Origin of the sequence: Pseudomonas paeninsulae, from assembly GCF_035621475.1 — a bacterium.
Lineage (GTDB): Bacteria > Pseudomonadota > Gammaproteobacteria > Pseudomonadales > Pseudomonadaceae > Aquipseudomonas > Aquipseudomonas paeninsulae.
In genome coordinates this window covers 1,945,260-1,967,280 of sequence record NZ_CP141799.1, presented here as the reverse complement: position 1 = coordinate 1,967,280, position 22,021 = coordinate 1,945,260, and the positions used below count along the sequence as shown (strand labels likewise).

The window sequence follows — 22,021 nt, the reverse complement described above, 5'->3', positions numbered from 1 at the left end:
GGCTAACCTGAGTGGCAGAGTGATTAAAATAAGTGTGGCAGCGAACGTCTATCAACGCCATAATTTCGACGTCAAAAAAAAGTCTAAACGACGAATTACAAAACGCACCCCAGGTAATACAAACAACTCCCAGCCTGGTCGCCAAGCGGAGCTCGCCATGGATAGCCGCCAAAGTGAATTGGCCTCTGCTCTTGTTGAGCACATCGATATCGGCGTGATCATCCTCGATGCCGAGCTGCGCATTCAGTACTGGAACAACTTTGTTACCCAGTGTAGCGGCAAGCGGCTTGAGCAGGCGCAGCAACAGCCACTGGCCCTCATATTCCCGGAAACCGACACCCCCTGCCTGAGCAAGATGCTGGTCTTGGCCCGCGATCAGGGCGAGCACGTCTACACCGAGTGGCACGAAAGCCCCTACCTGATTCAACTGCCATTCGACACGTCCGGGGAACCGGCCCCGTTGATGCGGCAAAGCACCCTGCTGTTTCCTTTCAAGCGCAGCGATGACCAGCCGCTATTTGGTTTGCTGCTGTACGACAGCAGCAAACTCACCCGCGACAACAACCAGCTGGATGCCGCCCTGCATACCTTGAGCAGCAAACAGGTCGAGCAGGAACGACTGATCACGACGCTGGGAAAAGCCAATGCCCAGCTCATGCAGTCGGAAAAGCTTGCGGCCATCGGCCAGCTCGCTGCCGGCGTGGCGCATGAGATCAACAGCCCGATCGGTTATGTGTTCTCCAACCTGCAGACCCTCGCCGGCTACGTCCATGATCTACTGCGCATCATCGATGCAGTGGATGGCGCCGCCAGCCTCGGCGAGGTACGCCAGCTAAAGCGCAGTCTGGAGTACGACTACATCCGCAATGATGTCGAGGCACTAATCGGTGAGTCCGAAGATGGCATCGAGCAGGTCAAGAAGATCAGTACCGCGCTCAAGGATTTTTCCCATTTCGAGGAGGATGAATTCCGCCTCGCCGACCTGCATCGTGGCCTCGACATCACCCTTAACGTGGTCAATAACGAGCTCAGGTACAAGGCCGAAGTGGTCAAGGAATACGGCCAGCTACCTGCGGTGGAATGCATGCCCTCGCAAATCAACCAGGTCATGATGAACCTACTGGTCAACGCCGCCCACGCCATCGAGCAGTTCGGTCGCATCACCCTGCGCAGCGGGCACCAAGGCGAATGGGTCTGGCTGGAAGTGGAAGATACCGGCCAAGGCATCGCGCCGCACCTGCTCAACCGTATCTACGAACCCTTCTTCACCACCAAACCGGTGGGTAAAGGCACCGGCCTCGGCTTGTCGCTGTCTTATAACATCGTGCGTAAGCACAATGGTCGCATCGAGGTTTTCAGCACGCCTGGCCAGGGCACGCGCTTTCGTGTCTGGTTACCGGCCCAGCAGCCAACCCAGCCACCGTTCAAGGAGGACGCCGATCACCATGAATGAACCGAACAGCATCGCCAACGTCCTTCTGGTCGACGACGAAGAGAACATTCTCAGCAGCCTACGCCGCGTGCTCAGGGGCGAAGCCTATAGCGTGCAGATCGCCAATGGCGGCGAGCAGGCGCTGGAGATACTGCGCAGCCAACCGATCGACCTGGTGATTTCTGACGCCCGCATGCCGGGCATGGACGGCGCGACCCTGCTGGCCGAAGTGCAGAAGCACTGGCCCGAGACCATGCGCATCCTGCTCACCGGCTACGCCGATATCAGCACCACCATTCGCGCCATCAACCAGGGGCAGATCTACCGCTATATCAGCAAGCCCTGGGACGACGACGAACTGCGCCTGACCATGCGCCAAGCCCTGGCCTATCAACACTCGGAGCGTGAGCGAGTGCGCCTGGAAGCGCTGAGTCTGGAACAGAACCAGCGCCTGCAGGAGCTCAACGAAACCCTGGAACAGCGGGTCATGGCGCGCACCGCCGAGCTGGAACAGACCGCCGACATGCTCGACCTGGCTTACGAGGAGCTCAAGCGCAGCTATGTGACGGCGACCGAGGTGTTCTCCAGCCTGGTCAACCAACGCATCCCTAAGGACAAACAGACCAATACTCAAGTCATTGCCCTGGTTCGCGCCTATGCCGAATTACACGGCCTCGACGCAGCCCCCAGCCGCGACCTGACCATGGCCGCCGCACTCTACAATATCGGTAAGCTGACCTGGGACGATCAACTGCTCAGCCGCCCCTCCGATCTGCTCTACAAGCAGGAGCGCGAGCGCTACCGGCAGTACCCGGTTCAGGGTGAGAATTTGCTGATGACCCTGGAGCCGCTCCAGGATGCGGCCCGCCTGATCCGACATCACCAGGAGCGCTGGGATGGCAGCGGCTTCCCCGACCACCTCAAGGGCGAAGCCACGCCTTTCGGCTCACGCCTGCTGAAACTGGCCGTGGATTTCATCGAATTGCAGCGCGGCAGCATTCTCGAGCGCAGGCTAAACCGCGATGAAGCCCTGTTGCTGATCAACAAATACAGCGGACGCCTCTACGATCCGCAGTTGTGCGAGCAGTTCATCAGCCTCTGCACCGAACTGGCACCGGACATCACCCTCTCTGACCCGAGCATTCTCGCCCTGGATACCCGCCGCCTGGAGCCTGGCATGGTGCTGGCGCGCAACCTGAACGCCGACAATGGCATGCTGCTGCTCAATGAGGGCAAGCCGCTGACCGCTCTGTTAATCGACAAGCTGATCGCCTTCGAAGCCAGTGAAAGTGGCCACTACACCCTGTTTGTCCGCACCGCCGAGGATGCCACGCACGCCACGGAGAAGACGCCATGATCAAGATTCAACTGCTGGATGACGAACCGCAGATTCTCAAGGCGCTACAGCGGGTGTTGCGCCCTCACGACTGGGAAGTGCATGCCTTCAGCGACGTACAGGAAGCCCTGGATGCGCTGACCGAGCATGAATACGCGGTGATCGTCTCCGACTTCAAGATGCCGCACCTGGACGGCGTCACCTACCTGCAATTCGCCAAGCAGCGTCAGCCCAATGCCATGCGTATATTGCTGACCGGTCATTGCGACCGCAATTCGATGATGCAAGCGATCAACCAGGCGGAGGTCTATCGCTTCATCGCCAAACCCTGGGAAGACTTCGAGATCGAAGTCGCTTTGCGTGGCGCCATCGACCTGTTTCTCCTGCGCGATGAAAACCAGCGCCTGCTTATGCAGGTGCGCCAACAACAAAGCGCCCTCGATCGCCAGCAGCAGGAATTACTGCGCTTGGAGGTCGAACATCCAGGCCTTACCCGAGTTCGCCGCGACAGCGATGGTTCAGTGCTGATCGACGAACTGGACGACGCACAGGCCAACTGATGATCATCCGCGCTACCCGGCGCAGATCGATAAGGACGCGTGGATGGACATCAAGACCCGCCATCTGATTTACCAAGCCTATCTGCACATTCTGGCCTTCACCATTCTGGCCCTCAGCGGCATCAGCCTGCTGGATTACCTGTTCGTGTGGCAGCCCAACTCCCCTCAGGTTGTGCTCCTGCCGGACAGCGCCCTGGCAGGGCTGTTGCTCGGCCTTGGACTCCTGGGCTGCATCCAGCAAAAGCCCCGCCTGGCCAATTTGACCCTCAGCCTGCTGCTCGGACTAGCGCTCTACAGCCTGGCGCACAACCTGCTTAGCGGCAGCTCGGCGCAAGACCAATCGCTGATCAGCGGTTATCAGCGCATGCGCAGCTCCCTGGCCCTGCTGTTCTGCCTGCTCGGCATTGCCCTGCTGAGCAGCCAGTGGGGCAGCAAAGGCCAGCGCCTGAACTGTATCATCGGCTGCGCAGCGCTGGCGCTGGCCGGCCTGTCGCTACTGTCATCCTGGCTGCCAGCGTTCGATGCCTGGCGCCTGGGTTACAACACCAGCATCAGCCGCCCAGCCAATATGTTCGGCTTGTCCACGGGCCTTGCGCTGCTCTGCCTCACTCGACTGCCCGCCGAGCGCAACCACTTGCTCTTGCGTAGCACCATCCTCACCGGCGCCCTCGGCACCCTTATCACCTGCAGCGTCTGGTATCTGCTGACTCTGCAGAACATCGAATCGAACAGCCGACAAAGCGAATTGCTGTTGGCCAACCAGCAAAACTCGATCACCAGCACCCTGGATACGCGTCTCTCGCTGATCCAGCGCACAGCAGAACATTGGGCAGTCAACGAAAATCTGCCCACTCACGCCCAATGGCAACAAGAGAGCCACAACTATCTGCGCGATTTTGCCGATATCGAGGTGATCGCCCTGTTCGATGAACACCTGCGCCCGCAACGGCTGCTCGACCGCAGCCATGCAGAAACCGAACAGCTGGCCAGCCTGCTCAGCCAAACCAGCCCGCGCGCCTGGCTAGAACGCCTCCCCCTGGACGGCAAGCCGCACATGAGCGAGGCGTATAACCTCGCCGCCCGACCACAGGGGCTGATAGCGATCCGCCTGTCTTTGCCGAACAACCCTGACTGGATGTTGGTCGCCAGCCTGGATCTGACCCGCACCCTGCACGACGGCCTGGGCAGTGAGCCGAATGACAACGGCGTACGGATCTACCAGGGCGAGCATTTGCTGTTCGACAAAACCAGCCACCCGCCCAGCCTGGCCGGTGCCAGTAAGCCGCTCGGGCCGACCGCCAACAACTGGCGCCTGGTCAGCTACCAGGACGCCAGTACGACCAGCCTGACCAGCAACCACTTGCCCGGTATCGTGGTGCTGTTTGGCCTGGCCTTCAGCCTCGTCATCATGGTCAGTCAGCGCCTGGCCCTTCTGGCAATCGAGCACTCCAAACGCTTGCAGCTGAGCAACCAGGCGCTTGAGCAGAGCCTGCGCCGTCAGGCCGAACTGCAGGCGCTGAATCAACGGATCATGGACTACTCCATGGACGTGCTCTGCTCGATCGACGCCCAGGGCCGCTTCACCCAACTCAGTCCGTCCGCCAGCACTGTGCTTGGCTACTCGCCAGAAGAGTTGATCGGGCGCCCTTACCTGCAGTTCATCGCGGCCGAAGACCGCGAACGCACTCAGGCCACGGTCGACGCCATCATGGCCGGAGAATCCCATCACGGCTTTCGCAACAGCGCTCGGTGCAAGGATGGAAGCATTATCCACCTGCTCTGGTCCGCAGGCTGGTCGGAGAACGACCGCACCCTGTTTGCCGTGGCCCATGACGTCACCCGCCTGGTGTACAACGAAGCCTACGCCGAGGACCAGCGCGACATCCTCAGCATGATTTCCACCGACCAAGCGCTGCCAGAAATTCTCAAAACCATCTGCCTGCTGGCCCAATCTCAGGCGCCCGGCACATTGTGCTCGGTGCTGCTGGTCGATAAAGAGCAGAAACACCTGGTCCACGGCGCTACGCCGAGCCTGCCAGACAGTTTCAACCAGGCTGTGCATGGCCTCACCATCGGCCCCAGTGTCGGCTCTTGCGGCACCGCCGTGTATCGCCGCCAATTGGTCATCGTCGAAGACATCGACAGCGACCCGCTGTGGCATGAGTTTCGTGACATGGCCTTGCAGCATCGCCTGCGTGCCTGCTGGTCGATCCCGCTGATCTCCCACCACGGCGACGTCCTCGGCACCTTCGCCATCTACAACCACGAACCCGGCAGCCCGAACGACGAGCACCTGCAACTGATGGCCACCGCCGGCCAGCTGGCTGCCATCGCCATCGAGCGCCAGCACGACCGCCTGCGCCTGCAGGCAAGCGAACAGCGCTACCGCTCGCTGTTCACCTTCAACCCCAACCCGGTGTTCTCGTTCGACCTGAACGGCAATTTCGAGAGCATGAACCAGGCGGGCTGCCGGCTATCCGGCTACAGCGAAGCGCAACTGCTCGGACAACACATTTCCAAGCTGGTACACAACGAAGACCTGGCACTGATCCAGGACTACATCGACTCCGCCAGCACCGGAGGTGCCCAAAGCCACGAAGTCCGCTGCCGCAACAGCGATGGGCAACTAGTGGAAGTGGACATCACCAACCTGCCGATCATCATCGACGAGCAGATCGTCGGGGTGTTCGCCATCGCCAAGGACATCGGCGAGCGCAACCGCATGACCCGTGCCCTGCGCGCAGCGCTGCAGCACTCCGAACACCAGGCCGAACTGCTGCGTGGCCTGAGTGAAATCGCCGTCAACCTCAACAGCATCATGGGCACCCAAGCGCTGCTGGACTACATGAGCGAACGCCTGCGCTTGCTGCTGGGTGCACACCAGTCGGCCATCCGCCTGAACCCGGGCGACAACGGCGCAACGTCGATCAACGCCGTCTCGCTCTCGGAAAAATACGCCGCCTGGCAGGACGCGCCCAATCCGTTCGACGACAGCGCCATCCGCAGCCTGAGCGGCGAGATCGATCAGCCGACCCTACTGACCCAGGAAGAACTGGCACAGCACCCCTGCTGGCCTGAGCTGAGCCGTGCCGACAATCTCCACCCGCCCATGCGCGGCTTGCTTGCTGTGCCCCTGAGCAACCACCACGGAGCCCATTTCGGCCTGTTGCAGTTATCGGACAAATACACCGGCGAATTCAATCCAGACGACCTGGCGATTGCCCGGCAGTTTGCCCAGATGGCCGTGGCGGTGCTGGAGAACAACCGCCTGATGCAAGCGGTGATCACCGGCGAACGCCGCCTGCAAGCCCAGCTTGAGTTCACCTCGGCGATTACCAACAGCATTGCCGAGGGCCTGCTTGCGGTAGATCGCCAGGGCCTGCTGAGCTTCGTCAACCCCACCGCCGCCGAACTGCTCGGCCAACCGGCGCAAGCGCTACTCGGCCAGGCACTGGCAAACTACCTGCCGCTGGCGCTCAACGACAGCGAGCATCACCAACGAACCAGCAGTTACCACGGCGAAATCAGGCTGACGCTGACATCCCAGGGCGAACGCTATATCGCCTACGACAGCGCGCCCCTGCTCGATGACGATGTCCCGCAGGGCTGGGTGGTGGCCTTTCGCGACATCACCCCACAAAAAGAGGCGGACAAGCAACTGCGCCTGCTCAAACGCAGCCTGGAAGCCAGTTACAACGGCGCACTGATCTGCGATGCGCTGGCCGATGACCTGCCAATCATCTACGTCAACCCGGCATTCGAACGCATCACCGGCTACAGCGCAGCAGAAGCCATCGGCCAAAATTGTCGCTTTCTCCAAGGGTCTGAACGCGAACAAGCGGGCATTCAAGAAATTCGCCAGGGCCTGGCAGAAAAACGCGACAGCCATGTGGTGTTGCGCAACCTCCGCAAAGACGGCACACCCTTCTGGAATGATCTGTATATCGCACCGGTACCGGATGAGGAGGGCAAGATCACCCACTTCATCGGCGTGCAGAACGATATTTCCGAGCAGAAACGCTACGAATCCGAACTGGCCTACAACGCCAGCCACGATGTTCTCACGGGGCTGCCCAACCGCTCGCTGCTGGAGGATCGCCTGATCCAGGGGTGCCAGATCAGCCGCCGCTACAAGCGCAGCCTGGCGGTGATGTTCATCGACCTGGATGGTTTCAAGCCAATCAACGACAGCATGGGTCACGGTGCCGGCGACCTGGTTCTGGTCGAAGTGGCACGCCGCATGAACCAGCAGGTACGTCCAGGCGACACCGTGGCGCGTCTTGGCGGCGACGAGTTCATCGTCATCCTGCCGGACCTGGCCCGCGAAGAGGATGTGCTACTGGTGGCAGACCGGATCATGGAGAGCATTGCGCGGCCCTATACGGTCGGCGGCGTCGATCTGCACATCACCGCAAGCATCGGCATCACGCTCAACGACGGCAGCATCGAGCCGCCAATGCAACTGATCCAGCAGGCCGACCTGGCCATGTACAAAGCCAAGCAGCAAGGCCGCAACAACTATCAGTGGTACACCGAGGATCTCAAGCAAAAGGTCAGCGAGCGGGTGACCTTGCGCAACGAGATACAGAAAGCCATCGACAGCGAAGCCTTCGAACTCTATTACCAGCCGCAGATCGACAGCCACAGTGGCCGGGTGATTGGTTACGAGGCGCTGTTGCGCTGGCAGCATGCCGAGCAGGGGTTTATTTCTCCGGCGCAATTCGTGCCCATCGCCGAGGACACCGGACAGATCATTCCACTCAGCGAGTGGGTGCTCAAAACCGCTTGCCGCGATGCCCGTTTGCTGCTCGATCAAGGATTCGAGGGTGCCGTGATGGCCGTGAATATTTCACCGGTGCAGTTCCAACGCGCCAACTTCGTCGACTTCGTGCGCAGCAGCCTCGCCCAGTCCAAGCTGCCAGCAGAACTGCTGGAATTGGAAATCACCGAAAGCGTGTTGCTGGCTAATGCCGAGCGCGCCATCTTCACCCTGCACGCCCTGAAAAACCTGGGCGTACGCATCGCCATCGATGATTTCGGCACTGGTTTTTCCAGCCTCAGCTACCTCAAGCGCTTACCCATCGGCAAGATCAAGATCGACCGCTCCTTCATTCAGGACGTGATTAGCGACCGGCATGATGCGGCGATCACCCAAGCCATCATTTCCATGGCCCACCATCTGCAACTCAAGGTGATCGCCGAGGGCGTGGAAACCGAGGAACAGGTTGCCTTCCTGAAGAAAAACCACTGCGATGAATTCCAGGGCTACTACTTCGCCAGGCCCATACCGCTGGCAACGCTGCAACAGTACCTCCAGCAGCAGCGCGCCAAGGGTCGCCTGCCAGCAGCAGACAGTGTTGCCGCAAGCGGCACTCAAACCCTGCTACTGCTCGATGACGAAGACAATATTCTCCGGGCCCTGACCCGGGTGCTAAGGCGCGACGGCTATCACGTCCTGACCGCCAACCGGGCACAAGATGCCTTCGCCCTGCTGGCAAAGCACCAGGTCCAGGTCATTCTTTCCGATCAGCGTATGCCGGAAATGGACGGCACCGCGTTCTTCAGCCAGGTCAAGGATCTCTACCCGGAGACCATCCGCATCGTGCTCTCCGGCTATACCGACCTGATATCGGTGACCGAGGCAATCAACCAGGGCGCCATCTACAAGTTCCTCACCAAACCCTGGGACGACGCGCAACTGCGAGCCACTGTCGCCCAGGCGTTCCAGCACCATGAACTGGCCCAGCCAAAAGACGACAAGCCAGCGCCAAAAGATAACCCAGCGCCTTGAATAGACTGACTGCGCGGCAGAAAAACTCACCGAGATCCTGCCTTGCTGACATTGAACTAACCTGACAGCCGCATGCTGTGCATACGCTCAGAGCGTTGTGAAAACATCCAGCGTCATCGCCTGTTCAAGGCTGAAGATGAGCGCAAATGACAGTCCTCGCAGCGCATCGGATTCACGGAGAAAGCAGCATGCCAGGACTTGCAGCCAAACCACCCCAGGGCATCCCGCGCACGATCTGGGCACTGGGTTTGGTCAGCCTATTCATGGATATGTCATCGGAGCTGGTGCATAGCCTACTGCCGCTGTTTCTGGTGGGTACGCTGGGCGCCAGCATGCTCACGGTTGGACTGATCGAAGGCCTGTCCGAGGCTAGCGCGTTGCTGGTCAAGGTGTTTTCCGGCGCGTTCAGCGACTTTATCGGCCGGCGCAAAGGCTTGCTGCTGCTCGGCTACGGCCTCGCCGCGCTGAGCAAACCGCTGTTTCCCCTGGCCGGCTCGGCGGAAACGGTGTTCGCCGCGCGCCTGCTGGACAGAATCGGCAAGGGCATTCGTGGCGCCCCGCGCGATGCGTTGATCGCCGACGTCGCCCCAGCCGCTATCCGCGGCGCCTGCTTCGGGCTGCGTCAGTCGATGGATACCGCAGGTGCCTTTCTCGGGCCTATCCTGGCGATCCTGCTGATGCTCTGGTTCAGCGGGGATATCACCCTGGTGTTGTGGTTTGCCCCGATCCCCGCCCTGCTGGCGGTGGCAATGCTCTGGGTCGGGGTCAGCGAGCCGGACAGACAAACGCCGCCCCTGCGGTTGCGTTCACCGGTCTTGCGCCGATCGTTAGGGCAATTCTCCAAGGCATTCTGGTGGGTGGTCGGCATAGGCGCGGTCTTCACCCTGGCCCGCTTCAGCGAAGCCTTTCTGCTGCTGCGCGCAGCCCAGTTGGGCTTGTCCACCAGCTGGGTGCCTCTGGTCATGGTGGTGATGGCGGCGTTCTACATGCTCTCGGCCTATCCGGCGGGCAAGTGGTCGGATCGCATCGAGCGCAGCACCTTGCTGGGCGTCAGCTTGCTGCTGCTGATCCTCGCCGACCTGCTGCTGGCCTACGCTGAATCGGTCGTCACGGTAATCTTCGGCGTCGCCCTGTGGGGCCTGCATATGGGCTTCAGCCAGGGCATTCTGGCGGCGCTGGTAGCGGACACCACGCCAGCCGAGCTCAAGGGCAGCGCCTTTGGCCTGTTCAATCTGATCAGTGGTATCGCCGTGCTGCTGGCCAGCGCGACTGCCGGCTGGCTGTGGCAGTCCTATGGCGCCGCAGCGGCCTTCTATGCCGGCGCCGGTCTGGCGGCCGCCGCTCTACTCCTGCTAGGGCTCAGGCGGATGGGTCAATAAGGGTGCAACCCGGCCTGCTCGCAACAGGTCTTTGCCGTGGCCAGTACGGTTAATCGGAAATCCACGCCTGCCCTGAGCAGACCGGGCCAATTCGCGGTCAAACAACAGTCATGCAGTTGCTGTAGCTTCAGGATGCTGCTGCGACAACAGCCCTCCTGATGAGAGGCCCATTCCAGACAGGCCCCGCGTCTCATCGACGCAGCTGACTTTGCACCGGTTCACAGCCCAGTTCTGCAGATGCAAACGACCCGTGCGGTGAAGCGGCAGAAGCCCGCAAATCGGCTTCTGAAGTACCTCCGAAAGCATGCCGCAGCGCCCCTTTGACAGGCTCAGCCGGATCGGGTCCTATTGCATTTCCAATGCTGGCCAGGAAGGCATTCATGAGCTCGATTTTCCGCTCCATTCTCGGTCCTCGTCCCCTCTCGCCACCGTGGAATGAGTCCGCGCCGGTACGTCAGGAGCTATTCGGCGTCGAACGGCTTGAACAGCACGCCCACAGCCTGGCTGCAGCTCAGTCGGTGACCGCGCAACCGCCTGCTGTGCTGCCGCTGCATATTCGGCTCGATGACAATGCCAAAGTATTGCTCGCCGCCTACCGGGCAAGCGCCGCGGAGCTGGAGCACAATCGCAGCGTAGTACCAGCCGCAGAATGGCTGCTGGACAATTACCACCTGGTCGAAGCACAGATCCGCGAGATTCGCGATGATTTGCCGCCGGGCTTCTATCGCCAGCTACCAAAGCTGGGTCACGGCCCGCTCGCCGGCTATCCACGGGTGTTCGGTCTGGCCTGGGCCTTCGTCGCCCATACCGACAGCCACTTCGACCCCGACACGCTGCGCCGTTTCATCGCCGCCTATCAGCGGGTTCAGCCACTGACCATTGGCGAGCTATGGGCAGTGGCCATCACCTTGCGCATCGTGCTGATCGAAAATCTGCGCCGCCTGGCCGACCAGATCAGCGCAGGCCGTGCAGCGCGTGCCGAGGCCGATGACTTGGCCAATCGCCTGCTCGAAGCAGGCGCCGCGCGCACCGCCCTGGAAGCGGAGGTCGCCACACGCGGCAGCGCGCCAATGTCCGAGTCTTTCGCCGCCGAACTGGCCAAATGCCTGAGGGACCAGGACCCCACGACGACCCCGGCGCTAGGCTGGCTGGAAGAACAGCTCGGCCTGCAAGGTGCGTCGATCGATGAGGTGGTGCAGCGCGCGCAACAACGCCTGGGCGCGTCCAACCTCAGCGTGCGCAACGTCATCACCAGCATGCGGCTGATTTCCGATATCGACTGGGCCGAGCTGTTCGAGAGCGTCAGCCTGGTCGATGCGCGTCTATGTGCGGGCAGCACCTTTGCCAGCATGGATTTCCCGACTCGCAACCTGTACCGCAGCGCGATTGAACAGCTGGCACGCGGCTCCTCGGCCACAGAACTGGAAGTTGCCGGTCTGGCCCTGGATGCCGCTCACCATGCCGAGCAAACCAGACCGGGGGAACAGGCCGAGCGCGTCGGCGACCCGGGCTACCACCTGATCGCCGAAGGGCGTCAGGCTCTGGAGCAGGCCATCGGCTTCAAGCCGCCGGTGCGCCTGCGCTTCAGTCGCATCAAGATCCGCATGGGCATGGCCGGCTATGTCGGCAGTATCCTGCTGCTGGCAACCACCTTGCTCGCGCTGGCATTGTGGACGCTGGCGATACCCGGCGTGACGGCTGGCTGGCTGATGTTGTTGGCAGTACTCGGTTTCCTGCCTGCCACCGAAGTGGCGACGGCGCTGGTCAACCGCACTGTCACCTGGAGCTTCGGCGCCATGACCCTGCCCGGCCTGGAACTCGCCAGCGGGGTGCCACAAGCGCTGCGTAGCCTGGTTGCAGTGCCGACACTGCTGACCAGCGAGGCCGATCTGCTCGAACAAATCGAGCGCCTGGAAGTCCATCACCTCGCCGGTGCCGGTGGCGACCTGAGCTTCGCCCTGCTCACCGACGGGCTGGATGCCGATCAGCAAGTGGTCGAGGCCGATGCCCCGCTGCTCGCCGTGGCGGTCGCGGCCATCGCCCAGCTCAATCAACGTTATGGACCGGCCCCGGGTGGCAGCCGCTTCCTGCTGCTGCACCGCCGCCGGCTGTTCAATGCCAGCGAAAACAAATGGATGGGCTGGGAACGCAAGCGCGGCAAGCTGCATGAGCTCAATCGGCTGCTGCGTGGCGCTAGCGATACCAGCTACATGCCCCTCCCGGGTTGCACCCAGCAGGTGCCCGAGGACGTGCGTTACGTCATTACCCTGGATGCCGATACGCGGCTGCCACGCGATGCAGCGCTGCGCTTGATCGGCAAGATGGGTCACCCGCTGAATCGGCCGAGATTCAACGACAGCTTGCAGCGAGTCACCAGTGGCTACGCGATTCTGCAGCCGCGGGTCACGCCCTCCTTGCCGGTCGGTCGTGAAGGCTCGTTCTATCAACGAGTGTTCTCCAGCCCTGGTGGTATGGACCCCTACGCGGCGGCCGTTTCCGACGTTTACCAGGATCTGTTCGGCGAAGGCTCCTACACCGGCAAGGGCATCTATGACATTGATACCTTCGAGGCCGCCCTGGCTAGCCGGGTGCCGGAAAACTCGATGCTCAGCCATGACTTGTTCGAGGGTGTTTTCGCCCGTGCCGGCCTCGCTTCGGATGTCGAGGTCGTCGAAGAATTCCCCTCGCGCTACGATGTGGCAAGCAAACGTCAGCACCGCTGGACCCGTGGCGACTGGCAACTGCTGCCCTGGATCTTCGGGCTGCGCAGCGATCACCTGGCGGTGCCCTCGATCGGCCGCTTCAAGATGCTCGACAACCTGCGCCGCTCGCTGCTGCCACCCCTGACCTTGCTGGCCTTGGCGGCATGCTGGCTGTTGCCGCTGCCGGCGGCCTTGAGCGGGACCCTGCTGATCCTTGCGGGTATGGCGATCCCGGCCTTCCTGCCAATCTTCTTCGCCTTGCTGCCCCAGCACAGCGGCGTGCGCCTACCCAACCACCTGCGCAGGCTGCTCGCCGATCTGCAACTTGCCACGGCGCAGACCCTGCTGTCCCTGGCCTTCCTGCCCGATAACGCCTGGCGCATGCTCGATGCCATCGGCAGAACCCTGGCGCGACTGGCCATCACCCGCCGCAACCTGCTGGAGTGGACCACCGCGGCACAGTCAGCAGTCAGCCCGCGCCTGAATCTGCAAGGCTTCTATCGCGGCATGGCGGGCTCGACCGTGCTCGGCGTGCTGGTCGTGGCCGGCGCGCTGGCCTTGATGCCCTCGTCCTGGCCTGTGGTGCTGCCTTTCGCCCTGCTCTGGCTGAGCGCACCGATGTTGGCCTTACAAGCCAGCCGCTCGCCACGGATCGCTCGCAGCCTCGCCCTGAGCGAGCCGGGCGCGCGCGACTTGCGCCTCACCGCACGGCGCACCTGGCGCTTTTTCGAGACTTTCGTGACCCCGGCAGACAACATGCTGCCGCCGGACAATTACCAGGAAGACCCGCAGCCGGTCGTGGCTCACCGCACCTCACCGACCAACATGGGCCTCTACCTGCTCTCGACCGTTGCCGCCCGTGACTTTGGCTGGGCCGGCACCCTGCAAACCATCGAACGCCTGGAAACCACCCTCGCCAGCATGCTCAGCCTGCAGCGCCACCAGGGCCACTTCTTCAACTGGTACGACACCCAGGACCTGCGCGCACTCGAACCGACCTATGTATCGTCGGTCGACAGCGGCAATCTCGCCGGGCACCTGATCGTGCTCGCCAATGCCTGCGAAGAGTGGCTCGCTACACCACGCGCACCACAGGCACGCCAAGGCATACAGGACAACCTGCACCTGGCGCGGGCGACCATCGACGCCTTGCCCGCCAACAGCGAGCGCGGCCAGCAACTCGCCGCCCTGCTCGACGAGATTGCCACCCAGTTGCAGGGCGCGCAGGCGCTCGCGACCATCTCGGCGCCGCTCAAACGGTTGACGGAAAAGGCCGCCAAACTGGCTCAGGAGATTGCCCCCGCCGCCGGCGAAGACGACCTGACCGACCTGCTGTTCTGGCTCGAGGCCCTCGGCCGGACGCTGGCCGAACATGCGCGTGACCGCCAGCAACTCGACGCTGCAGCCGCCAGCCTGAGACTGCGCCTGCAGGCACTGGCCGGCACCGCCCGGGAGATGGCCCTGGCGATGGATTTCGCCTTTTTGCTCGACCCCGAGCGCAAGCTGCTGTCGATCGGCTACGGTCTTGTCGACAACAGTCTCGACCCCAGTTGCTATGACCTGCTGGCCTCGGAAGCTCGCCTCGCCAGTCTGTTTGCCATCGCCAAGGGCGATGTGAGCACCCGTCACTGGTTCCGCCTCGGCCGCACCGCGACCCCTCTGGATAATGCCTCGGCGCTGATTTCCTGGTCCGGTTCGATGTTCGAATACCTAATGCCGTCGCTGATCATGCGCGCCCCGACCGGCAGCCTGCTCGAACAGACCAACCGTCTGGTGGTGCAGCGTCAGCAGGACTATGGGCAGGAGCTGGGCATCCCCTGGGGAATCTCTGAATCCGCCTACAACGCCCGCGACATGGAGCTCACCTACCAGTATTCGAACTTCGGTGTGCCCGGTCTCGGCCTCAAGCGCGGCCTCGCCGAAAATGTGGTGATTGCGCCTTATGCCACGGGGTTGGCGACCATGGTCGACCCGCAAGGCGCACAGCAGAACTACCAGCGCTTGCGTGACATGGGAGCACTGGGCCGTTACGGCTTCTATGAAGCGCTCGACTTCACCCCCACCCGCCTGCCCGTTGGCCAGAACGTGGCCATTGTGCGCAACTTCATGGCCCACCATCAGGGCATGACCATAGTCGCCATCGCCAACACCTTGCAGGGCGCACAGATGCGGGCGCGCTTCCATCGCGAGCCGATGATCCAGGCCTGCGAACTGTTGCTGCAGGAGCGCATGCCGCGCGACGTGGCCATTGCTCATCCCCGCGCCGAGGAAGTGAAGATTCGGGCGCCAGAGGTGGGCAGTGATGTGCAGACCATGCGCCGTCTGACAGGTTCGGCGGCGGATGCGCCGCCCATCACCCACCTGCTGACCAATGGCCGTTATGCGGTGATGCTGACCGCCGCAGGCGCGGGTTACAGCCGTTGGCGCGACATTGCCATCACCCGCTGGCGCGAAGACGCCACCCGTGACGACTATGGCTCCTTTATCTTCCTGCGCGATACCCAGGACGGCAGAGTCTGGTCCGCCGGCGGCCAACCCATCGGCAGCACAGCGGACTCGCACGAAGTGATTTTCAGTGAAGATCACGCCGAATTCATCCGTCACGATGGCCGCTTGACCACCAGCATGGAGGTGTTGGTTTCCGGCGAGGATGACGGCGAAGTACGCCGCGTCTCCTTGACCAACAGCGGCCGCCAGGCGCGTGAAATCGAGCTGACCTCCTACGCCGAAGTGGTGTTGACCACGCCTGCAACCGACAACGCACACCCGGCTTTCGCCAAGTTATTCGTGGTCACCGAACACCTCGTCGAGTTCGGCGCCCTGCTCGCCACGCGTCGGCCACGCACCCATGGTGAAGCGCAGGTATGGGCGGCGCATTTTGCCGTGGTCGAAGGCGAGATAGTCGCCGATCCGCAGTACGAGTCCGACCGTGCACGCTTTATCGGCCAACGTCCGAGCATCGCCGCGGCAGCGGTGATCGTCGATGGCCAGGCCCTGTCAAACACAGTCGGCACCGTGCTCGACCCGATCTTTGCACTCAAGTACCGGGTGAGCATTGCGCCTGGCAAGGTCGCCCGAGTCGCGTTCTGGACCCTGGTCGCCTCCTCGCGCACCGAGTTGCTCGACCTGATCGATAAACACCATGATCGCAGCGCGTTCGAGCGGGCCAAGACGCTGGCCTGGACCCAGGCTCAGGTGCAACTGCGCCACCTCGACATCCTGGCGGCGGAGGCGGCCGACTTCCAGCGCCTGGCCGCGCCCATTCTGTATGCCGACCCACGTTTCAGGGCGCCCTCGACGGCGATCCTGCGTGGCGCCGGGGCCCAGGCCGGGCTTTGGCCCCACGGCATTTCCGGCGACCTGCCGATCGTTTTGCTGCGGATCGACGACGTCCAGGAAATCGCCCAGGTTCGCCAACTGCTGCGCGCCCATGAATATTGGCGAATGAAGCGCCTCGGCGTCGACCTGGTGATCCTCAACGAGCATGCCTCCTCCTACCTGCAAGACCTGCAAATCGCCATCGAGAGCGCAGTACGCCGCAGCCAGTCACGCCAGCGTTTTGGCGCCGAACTCGCCCAGGGCTCGATCTATGTGCTGCGCGCCGACCTGATGAGCGTCCAGGCGCGCGCCTTGCTGCGCGCGGTCGCGCGGGTTGCCCTGATCGCCCGCCGCGGCCCCATTGCCAACCAACTGGTCAACCACCTGAGCCCGACCCCGATCCAACCGCTGTCACCCGGTCAGCTGCCGGCAACGCCGCCAGCGCAGGCCGTGCAGGCGGCAGCCAGCGAACTGTCCGTGGGTCTGGAGTTTTTCAACGGGCTGGGCGGCTTCGACAACAATGGCCGCGAATATGTGACCCTGCTCGAGGCTGGCAGCCAGACACCTGCGCCCTGGATCAACGTGATCGCCAACCCAGGCTTCGGCTTCCAGGTCTCGGCCCAGGGCAGCGGTTACACCTGGGCGGAAAACAGCCGGGAGAACCAGCTGACCCCCTGGTCCAACGATCCGGTCACCGACCCCTGCGGCGAAGCCTTCTATGTGCGTGACGAAGACAGCCTGGCACTGTACAGCGCAACGGCGCAGCCGATCCGTGACGCGGGCTTGTATATTGCCCGCCACGGCCACGGCTACAGTCGCTTCGAGCACCACGTGGACGGCATCGCCATGGAACTGCTGCAATATGTGGCGCTGGCCGACCCGATCAAGATTTCCCGGCTGACCCTGCGCAACCTTTCGGCGAAGCCGCGGCGATTCTCGGTCACGGCCTACAGCGAATGGGTACTGGGCACTGCCCGTGGTGCGTCGGCGCCGTTTATCACCACTCGGGTCGATGCCAGTAGCGCTGTGCTGCTGGCGCGCAATCCCTGGAGCAACGCCTTTGCCGGGCGTGTTTCCTTTGCCGACCTGAACGGCCGGCAGAGCTCATGGACGGCGGATCGCACCGAGTTTCTCGGCCGTAATGGCAGCCCGGCGGCACCCGCCGCGCTGTACGAGCGCACGCCGCTGTCCGGCACCACTGGCGCCGGCCACGATCCCTGCGCCGCGCTGCAGTGCAGCATCGCGCTGGCGGCGGGCGAGAGTGTGGAAGTGGTGGCCTTTCTCGGCCAGTGCGCCTCCAGCGAAGACGCCACTGCCTTGGTCACGCGTTACCGTGCAGCCGATCTCGACGCAGTGCTCAAGGAAGTCAGCGAGCACTGGCAGAGCGCGCTCGGCGCGGTGCAGGTAAAAACCCCAGACCGGGCGATGGACATCATGCTCAACGGCTGGCTGCTCTATCAGACGCTCGCCTGCCGCATCTGGGCGCGCTCGGCCTTCTACCAGGCCAGCGGTGCCTATGGCTTCCGCGATCAGCTGCAGGACGGCATGGCCCTGACCTTTTCCCAGCCAGAGGCCACGCGCAGCCATATCCTGCGCGCCGCCGGTCGTCAGTTCGTCGAGGGCGATGTACAGCATTGGTGGCTGCCGCATTCCGGCCAGGGGGTGCGCACGCGCATCTCGGATGACCGCGTCTGGCTGGCCTTCGCCACCGCCACCTATATCGCGGTGGCCGACGACGCGGCGATTCTCGACGAGCCAGTGGCCTTCCTCGAAGGGCCGCTGCTCAAGCCCGAAGAGCACGATGCCTTCTTCCAGCCAATGATCGCCGCTGAAGAGGCTTCACTGTTCGAGCACTGTGCCCGAGGCCTCGACCAGTGCCTGCAACTGACCGGAAAACTCGGCCTGCCACTGATCGGCAGCGGCGACTGGAACGACGGCATGAACCGCGTCGGCGAAGCCGGCCAAGGCGAAAGCGTGTGGCTCGGCTGGTTACTGCTGCGCACCCTCGAGCTGTTCGCCCCCCTGGCGCAGGCCCGCACCAGCATTGGCAGCGCCGAGCGCGTGGCACGCTGGCGTGAGCATGCCCTGGCGCTGCGCGCGGCGCTGGAGCGCGAGGCCTGGGATGGTCAGTGGTATCGCCGGGCGACCTTCGATGACGGCACCTGGCTCGGCTCGCAAGACAGCGCCGAGTGTCGCATCGATTCGATTGCCCAATCCTGGGCGGTGTTGTCCGGCGCTGCCGATCCGGTGCGCGCGGCCATGGCCATGGCCTCGCTGCAACAGCAGCTAATCCGCCAGGACGACGGCCTCGCCTTGCTGTTCACCCCCCCGTTCGACAAGACCCCGCTCGAGCCCGGCTATATCAAGGGTTACCCGCCGGGCCTGCGGGAAAATGGTGGGCAATACAGCCATGCTGCGATGTGGGTGATCCTGGCCCACGCCAAACTGGGTGCAGGTGACCAGGCCTGCGCGCTGTTCGCCCTGCTTAACCCTATCAACCATGCGCGCACACCTGCAGAGTGCCAACGCTACAAGGTCGAACCCTACGTGGTGGCGGCCGATGTCTACAGCGTGGCACCGCATAGCGGTCGCGGCGGCTGGACCTGGTACACGGGCGCGGCCGGCTGGATGTACCGCGCCGGGGTCGAAGGCATTCTCGGCATCCGCCGCGAAGGCGACTGGCTGATCGTCGCCCCCTGCATCAGCGCGGCATGGCCGGCATTTTCAGCCACGGTCACCCTGGGTTCGAGCCAGTACCGGATCGCGGTGGATAACCCCGCGCGACGGTGTCGCGGCATCGTCCATGCCCAGCTCGACGGTGTCCCTATCAAGCATGCCGAAGGTGGCGTACGCGTGCCATTGGATGGACAAAACCACAGCTTGTTGATCACCCTCTAGCGTCATCACCCGCGGCAGCGAGAGCCTCAAAGGCTCTGCGCTGCTGCTCCGGCCGACCTGAATAAGGCAAGGACACCATGATGATCGAACCCATTTTGCTCACCGCAGCCCGCCTCTGCACCTTCAATCAACAAAAGCAGCTGACCAATGCCAGCAGCTTTTTCTTCGCCCGCGACGAACGCCTGTTCCTGGTCACCAGTCGGCACGTGATGATCGATGCGCCGAGCCAGCACTTCCCCGATCGTATCGAGATCGAACTGCATACCAATCCGGACAATATCGCCCAGTCCATCGGCATCTCGATCCCGCTCTACCGCGACGGTAAAAGCCTGTGGCGCCAAGGCCTCGACACCACCGGCGAGATCGATGTGGCGGTGATCGAGCTGGACCGCACCGCCTTACCCGCAACCGCGCTCTACCGCGCCTTTACCCCTGAACACCTGTATGGCCCGACCGCCGAGGTCGAGGTCGGCACGTCCTTGCTGGTGGTCGGTTTCCCCCTGGGTTTCCATGACACCCTGCACCACATGCCCGTGGTGCGTCAGGCGGTGATCGCCTCCTCTTTCGGCTTGCGCTTTCAGAGCAAAGGCTATTTTCTCAGCGATGCGCGGACGCACCGCGGCATCAGCGGCGCGCCCGTGGTGACGCGAGTCGCCAATACCCCGGAGAATGGCCTCGGCGACCTGCCGTGGATGTTGTTGGGCGTGCACTCGGCACGCCTTGATGTGGGCACCCGTGACCTGCAGCTGGATGAAGCACTCGGGCTCAACTGCACCTGGTACGCCGACATCCTGCTGACCCTCACCGAACACTGAGCCGCCCAGACAACACAGCACCCCCCATGCACTCGCGCGGCAATGCCCTAGCCGGATAAACCCCGGCGCAATCCGCGGGGGATTGCGCCGCGGTTATCCGGCACGACCAAAGAGGCCGAACTCAGCCCGTAGCCAGCGCCACGTCGACGATCTGCTGCGCCTCGCCGAGAATCCGCTGCAGGTGCGCCTGGTCACGGTAGCTCTCGGCGTAGATCTTGTAGATGTCCTCGGTGCCCGATGGTCGCGCGGCGAACCAGCCACCGTCGCTGATCACCTTGATCCCGCCAATTGCCGCGCCGTTGCCCGGCGCCTTGTCGAGCACCTGGGTGATGGTATCGCCCGCCAGCTGAGTGCTGCGCACCTGCTGCGGCGAGAGCTGGCTCAGGGCTTTTTTCTGCAAGGGAGTGGCCGGCGCATCGACGCGGTCGGCCACTATCTCACCGAACTCTTCGGTCAGGCCGCGATACAGTTCACCGGGATCGCGCGCGCAATTGGCGGTCATTTCCGCGGCCAGCAGGGCCAGCGCCATACCGTCCTTGTCGGTGGTCCAGACGCTACCGTCGCGGCGCAGGCAGGTGGCGCCGGCGCTTTCCTCACCGGCAAAGCCCAGCGATCCGTCGAACAAGCCACCAGCAAACCACTTGAAGCCAACTGGCACTTCCAGCAGTGGCCGACCCAGACGGGCACTGACCCGATCGATCATGGCACTGCTGACCAGGGTCTTGCCCACCGCCGCTGAAGCGCTCCACTGCGGGCGATGCTGATACAGGTAATCGATGGCCACGCTGAGAAAGTGGTTGGCCGGCAGCAAGCCGACGCTGGGCGCGACTATGCCGTGGCGGTCGTAGTCGGTGTCGCAGGCAAAGGCAATGTCGTAGCCATCCTTGAGACCAATCAGCCGCTGCATGGCGTAGCTTGACGAAGGGTCCATGCGGATCTGGCCATCCCAGTCCAGGCTCATGAAGGCGAACTGCGGGTCTACTACCTGGCTGACCACATGCAAGTCGATGGCGTACTGCTCGGCGATGCGCGACCAGTAATGCACGCCCGCGCCGCCCAGCGGGTCGACGCCGATGCGCAGCCCGGCAGCGCGAATCAGCGCGAAATCGATCACGCTGCCCAGGTCACCGACATAGGCCGCCAGGTAATCGTGCTCATGGGTAGTCGCCGCCTGACGTGCCTGGGCCAGCGGCATGCGCTTGACCTGCTTGAGGCCGCCTTCGAGCAAGGTATTGGCGCGGTTCTGCACCCAGTTGGTGATGTCGCTGTCGGCCGGGCCGCCATTGCACGGGTTATATTTGAAGCCGCCACTGTCCGGCGGGTTGTGCGACGGGGTGATCACGATGCCGTCGGCCAGGCCGGTGCTGCGGCCCCGGTTGTGCACCAGAATGGCGTGGGATATCGCCGGGGTCGGGGTGAACTCGCCGCCGGCGGAAATCATGGTCGGCACGCCATTGGCGGCCAGCACCTCCAGCGCCGTATCGAGCGCCGGTTGCGACAGGGCATGGCTGTCCGCGCCGATAAACAGCGGGCCATCGATGCCCTGCGCTTCACGGTAATCGCAGATCGCCTGGCTGATGGCGAGCACGTGCCACTGGTTGAAGCTGGATGCCAACGAACTGCCGCGATGCCCCGAGGTGCCAAAGGCCACGCGCTGGGTCGCCACGCCGGGATCAGGCTGCAAGTCGAAGTAAGCGGCCAGCAGTTGTTCGATATTGACCAGCATGTCTGCAGGCGCCGGCTTGCCGGCCAATGGATGGATGCGTGAACTCAAAATTGTCTCCCTGATA

8 protein-coding genes are annotated in these 22,021 nt (G+C 63.0%); 7 read left to right on the top strand and 1 reads right to left on the bottom strand.

Annotated features, from left to right (window positions below; all coding sequences use genetic code 11):
- The first annotated feature begins 157 nt into the window (after positions 1–157).
- From VCJ09_RS09130 to VCJ09_RS09100, 7 genes are all read left to right on the top strand, one after another.
- Positions 158–1,453, top strand: coding sequence for an ATP-binding protein (locus tag VCJ09_RS09130; RefSeq protein WP_324734050.1), 1,296 nt, complete (start codon positions 158–160; stop codon positions 1,451–1,453).
- Positions 1,446–2,789 carry an HD domain-containing phosphohydrolase gene (locus VCJ09_RS09125; protein WP_324734049.1) on the top strand — a complete coding sequence of 448 codons (1,344 nt, stop codon included), beginning with the start codon at positions 1,446–1,448 and terminating at the stop codon, positions 2,787–2,789. Before VCJ09_RS09130 ends, VCJ09_RS09125 begins: the two co-directional genes overlap by 8 nt.
- The gene (locus tag VCJ09_RS09120; RefSeq protein WP_324734048.1) at positions 2,786–3,328 is read left to right on the top strand and encodes a response regulator; all 543 of its coding nucleotides are present in this window, start codon (positions 2,786–2,788) and stop codon (positions 3,326–3,328) included. Before VCJ09_RS09125 ends, VCJ09_RS09120 begins: the two co-directional genes overlap by 4 nt.
- A 43-nt stretch (positions 3,329–3,371) precedes the next feature.
- Complete coding sequence (locus VCJ09_RS09115; protein ID WP_324734047.1) at positions 3,372–9,119, top strand: EAL domain-containing protein; 5,748 nt, start codon at positions 3,372–3,374, stop codon at positions 9,117–9,119.
- 188 nt (positions 9,120–9,307) lie between these two features.
- Complete coding sequence (locus VCJ09_RS09110; protein ID WP_324734046.1) at positions 9,308–10,498, top strand: MFS transporter; 1,191 nt, start codon at positions 9,308–9,310, stop codon at positions 10,496–10,498.
- Positions 10,499–10,878: 380 nt separating this feature from the next.
- Entirely contained in the window at positions 10,879–19,416 is an 8,538-nt protein-coding gene (locus VCJ09_RS09105) for a GH36-type glycosyl hydrolase domain-containing protein (RefSeq protein ID WP_324734045.1), read from the top strand.
- A gap of 80 nt (positions 19,417–19,496) precedes the next feature.
- Positions 19,497–20,231: a S1 family peptidase gene (locus VCJ09_RS09100; RefSeq protein WP_324734044.1), complete on the top strand. Its 735-nt coding sequence runs from the start codon at positions 19,497–19,499 to the stop codon at positions 20,229–20,231.
- A 121-nt stretch (positions 20,232–20,352) separates the two neighbouring features.
- Here VCJ09_RS09100 and pgm read toward each other — a convergent pair whose 3' ends face one another.
- Entirely contained in the window at positions 20,353–22,005 is a 1,653-nt protein-coding gene (gene pgm / locus VCJ09_RS09095; protein ID WP_324734043.1) for a phosphoglucomutase (alpha-D-glucose-1,6-bisphosphate-dependent), read from the bottom strand.
- Between the last annotated feature and the right edge of the window lie 16 nt (positions 22,006–22,021).

Excerpts from the sequence above, each read along its gene's own strand:
- VCJ09_RS09130 (WP_324734050.1), top strand. The coding sequence starts at position 158 with ATGGATAGCCGCCAAAGTGAATTGGCCTCTGCTCTTGTTGAGCACATC.
- VCJ09_RS09125 (WP_324734049.1), top strand. The coding sequence starts at position 1,446 with ATGAATGAACCGAACAGCATCGCCAACGTCCTTCTGGTCGACGACGAA.
- VCJ09_RS09120 (WP_324734048.1), top strand. The coding sequence starts at position 2,786 with ATGATCAAGATTCAACTGCTGGATGACGAACCGCAGATTCTCAAGGCG.
- VCJ09_RS09115 (WP_324734047.1), top strand. The coding sequence starts at position 3,372 with ATGGACATCAAGACCCGCCATCTGATTTACCAAGCCTATCTGCACATT.
- VCJ09_RS09110 (WP_324734046.1), top strand. The coding sequence starts at position 9,308 with ATGCCAGGACTTGCAGCCAAACCACCCCAGGGCATCCCGCGCACGATC.
- VCJ09_RS09105 (WP_324734045.1), top strand. The coding sequence starts at position 10,879 with ATGAGCTCGATTTTCCGCTCCATTCTCGGTCCTCGTCCCCTCTCGCCA.
- VCJ09_RS09100 (WP_324734044.1), top strand. The coding sequence starts at position 19,497 with ATGATCGAACCCATTTTGCTCACCGCAGCCCGCCTCTGCACCTTCAAT.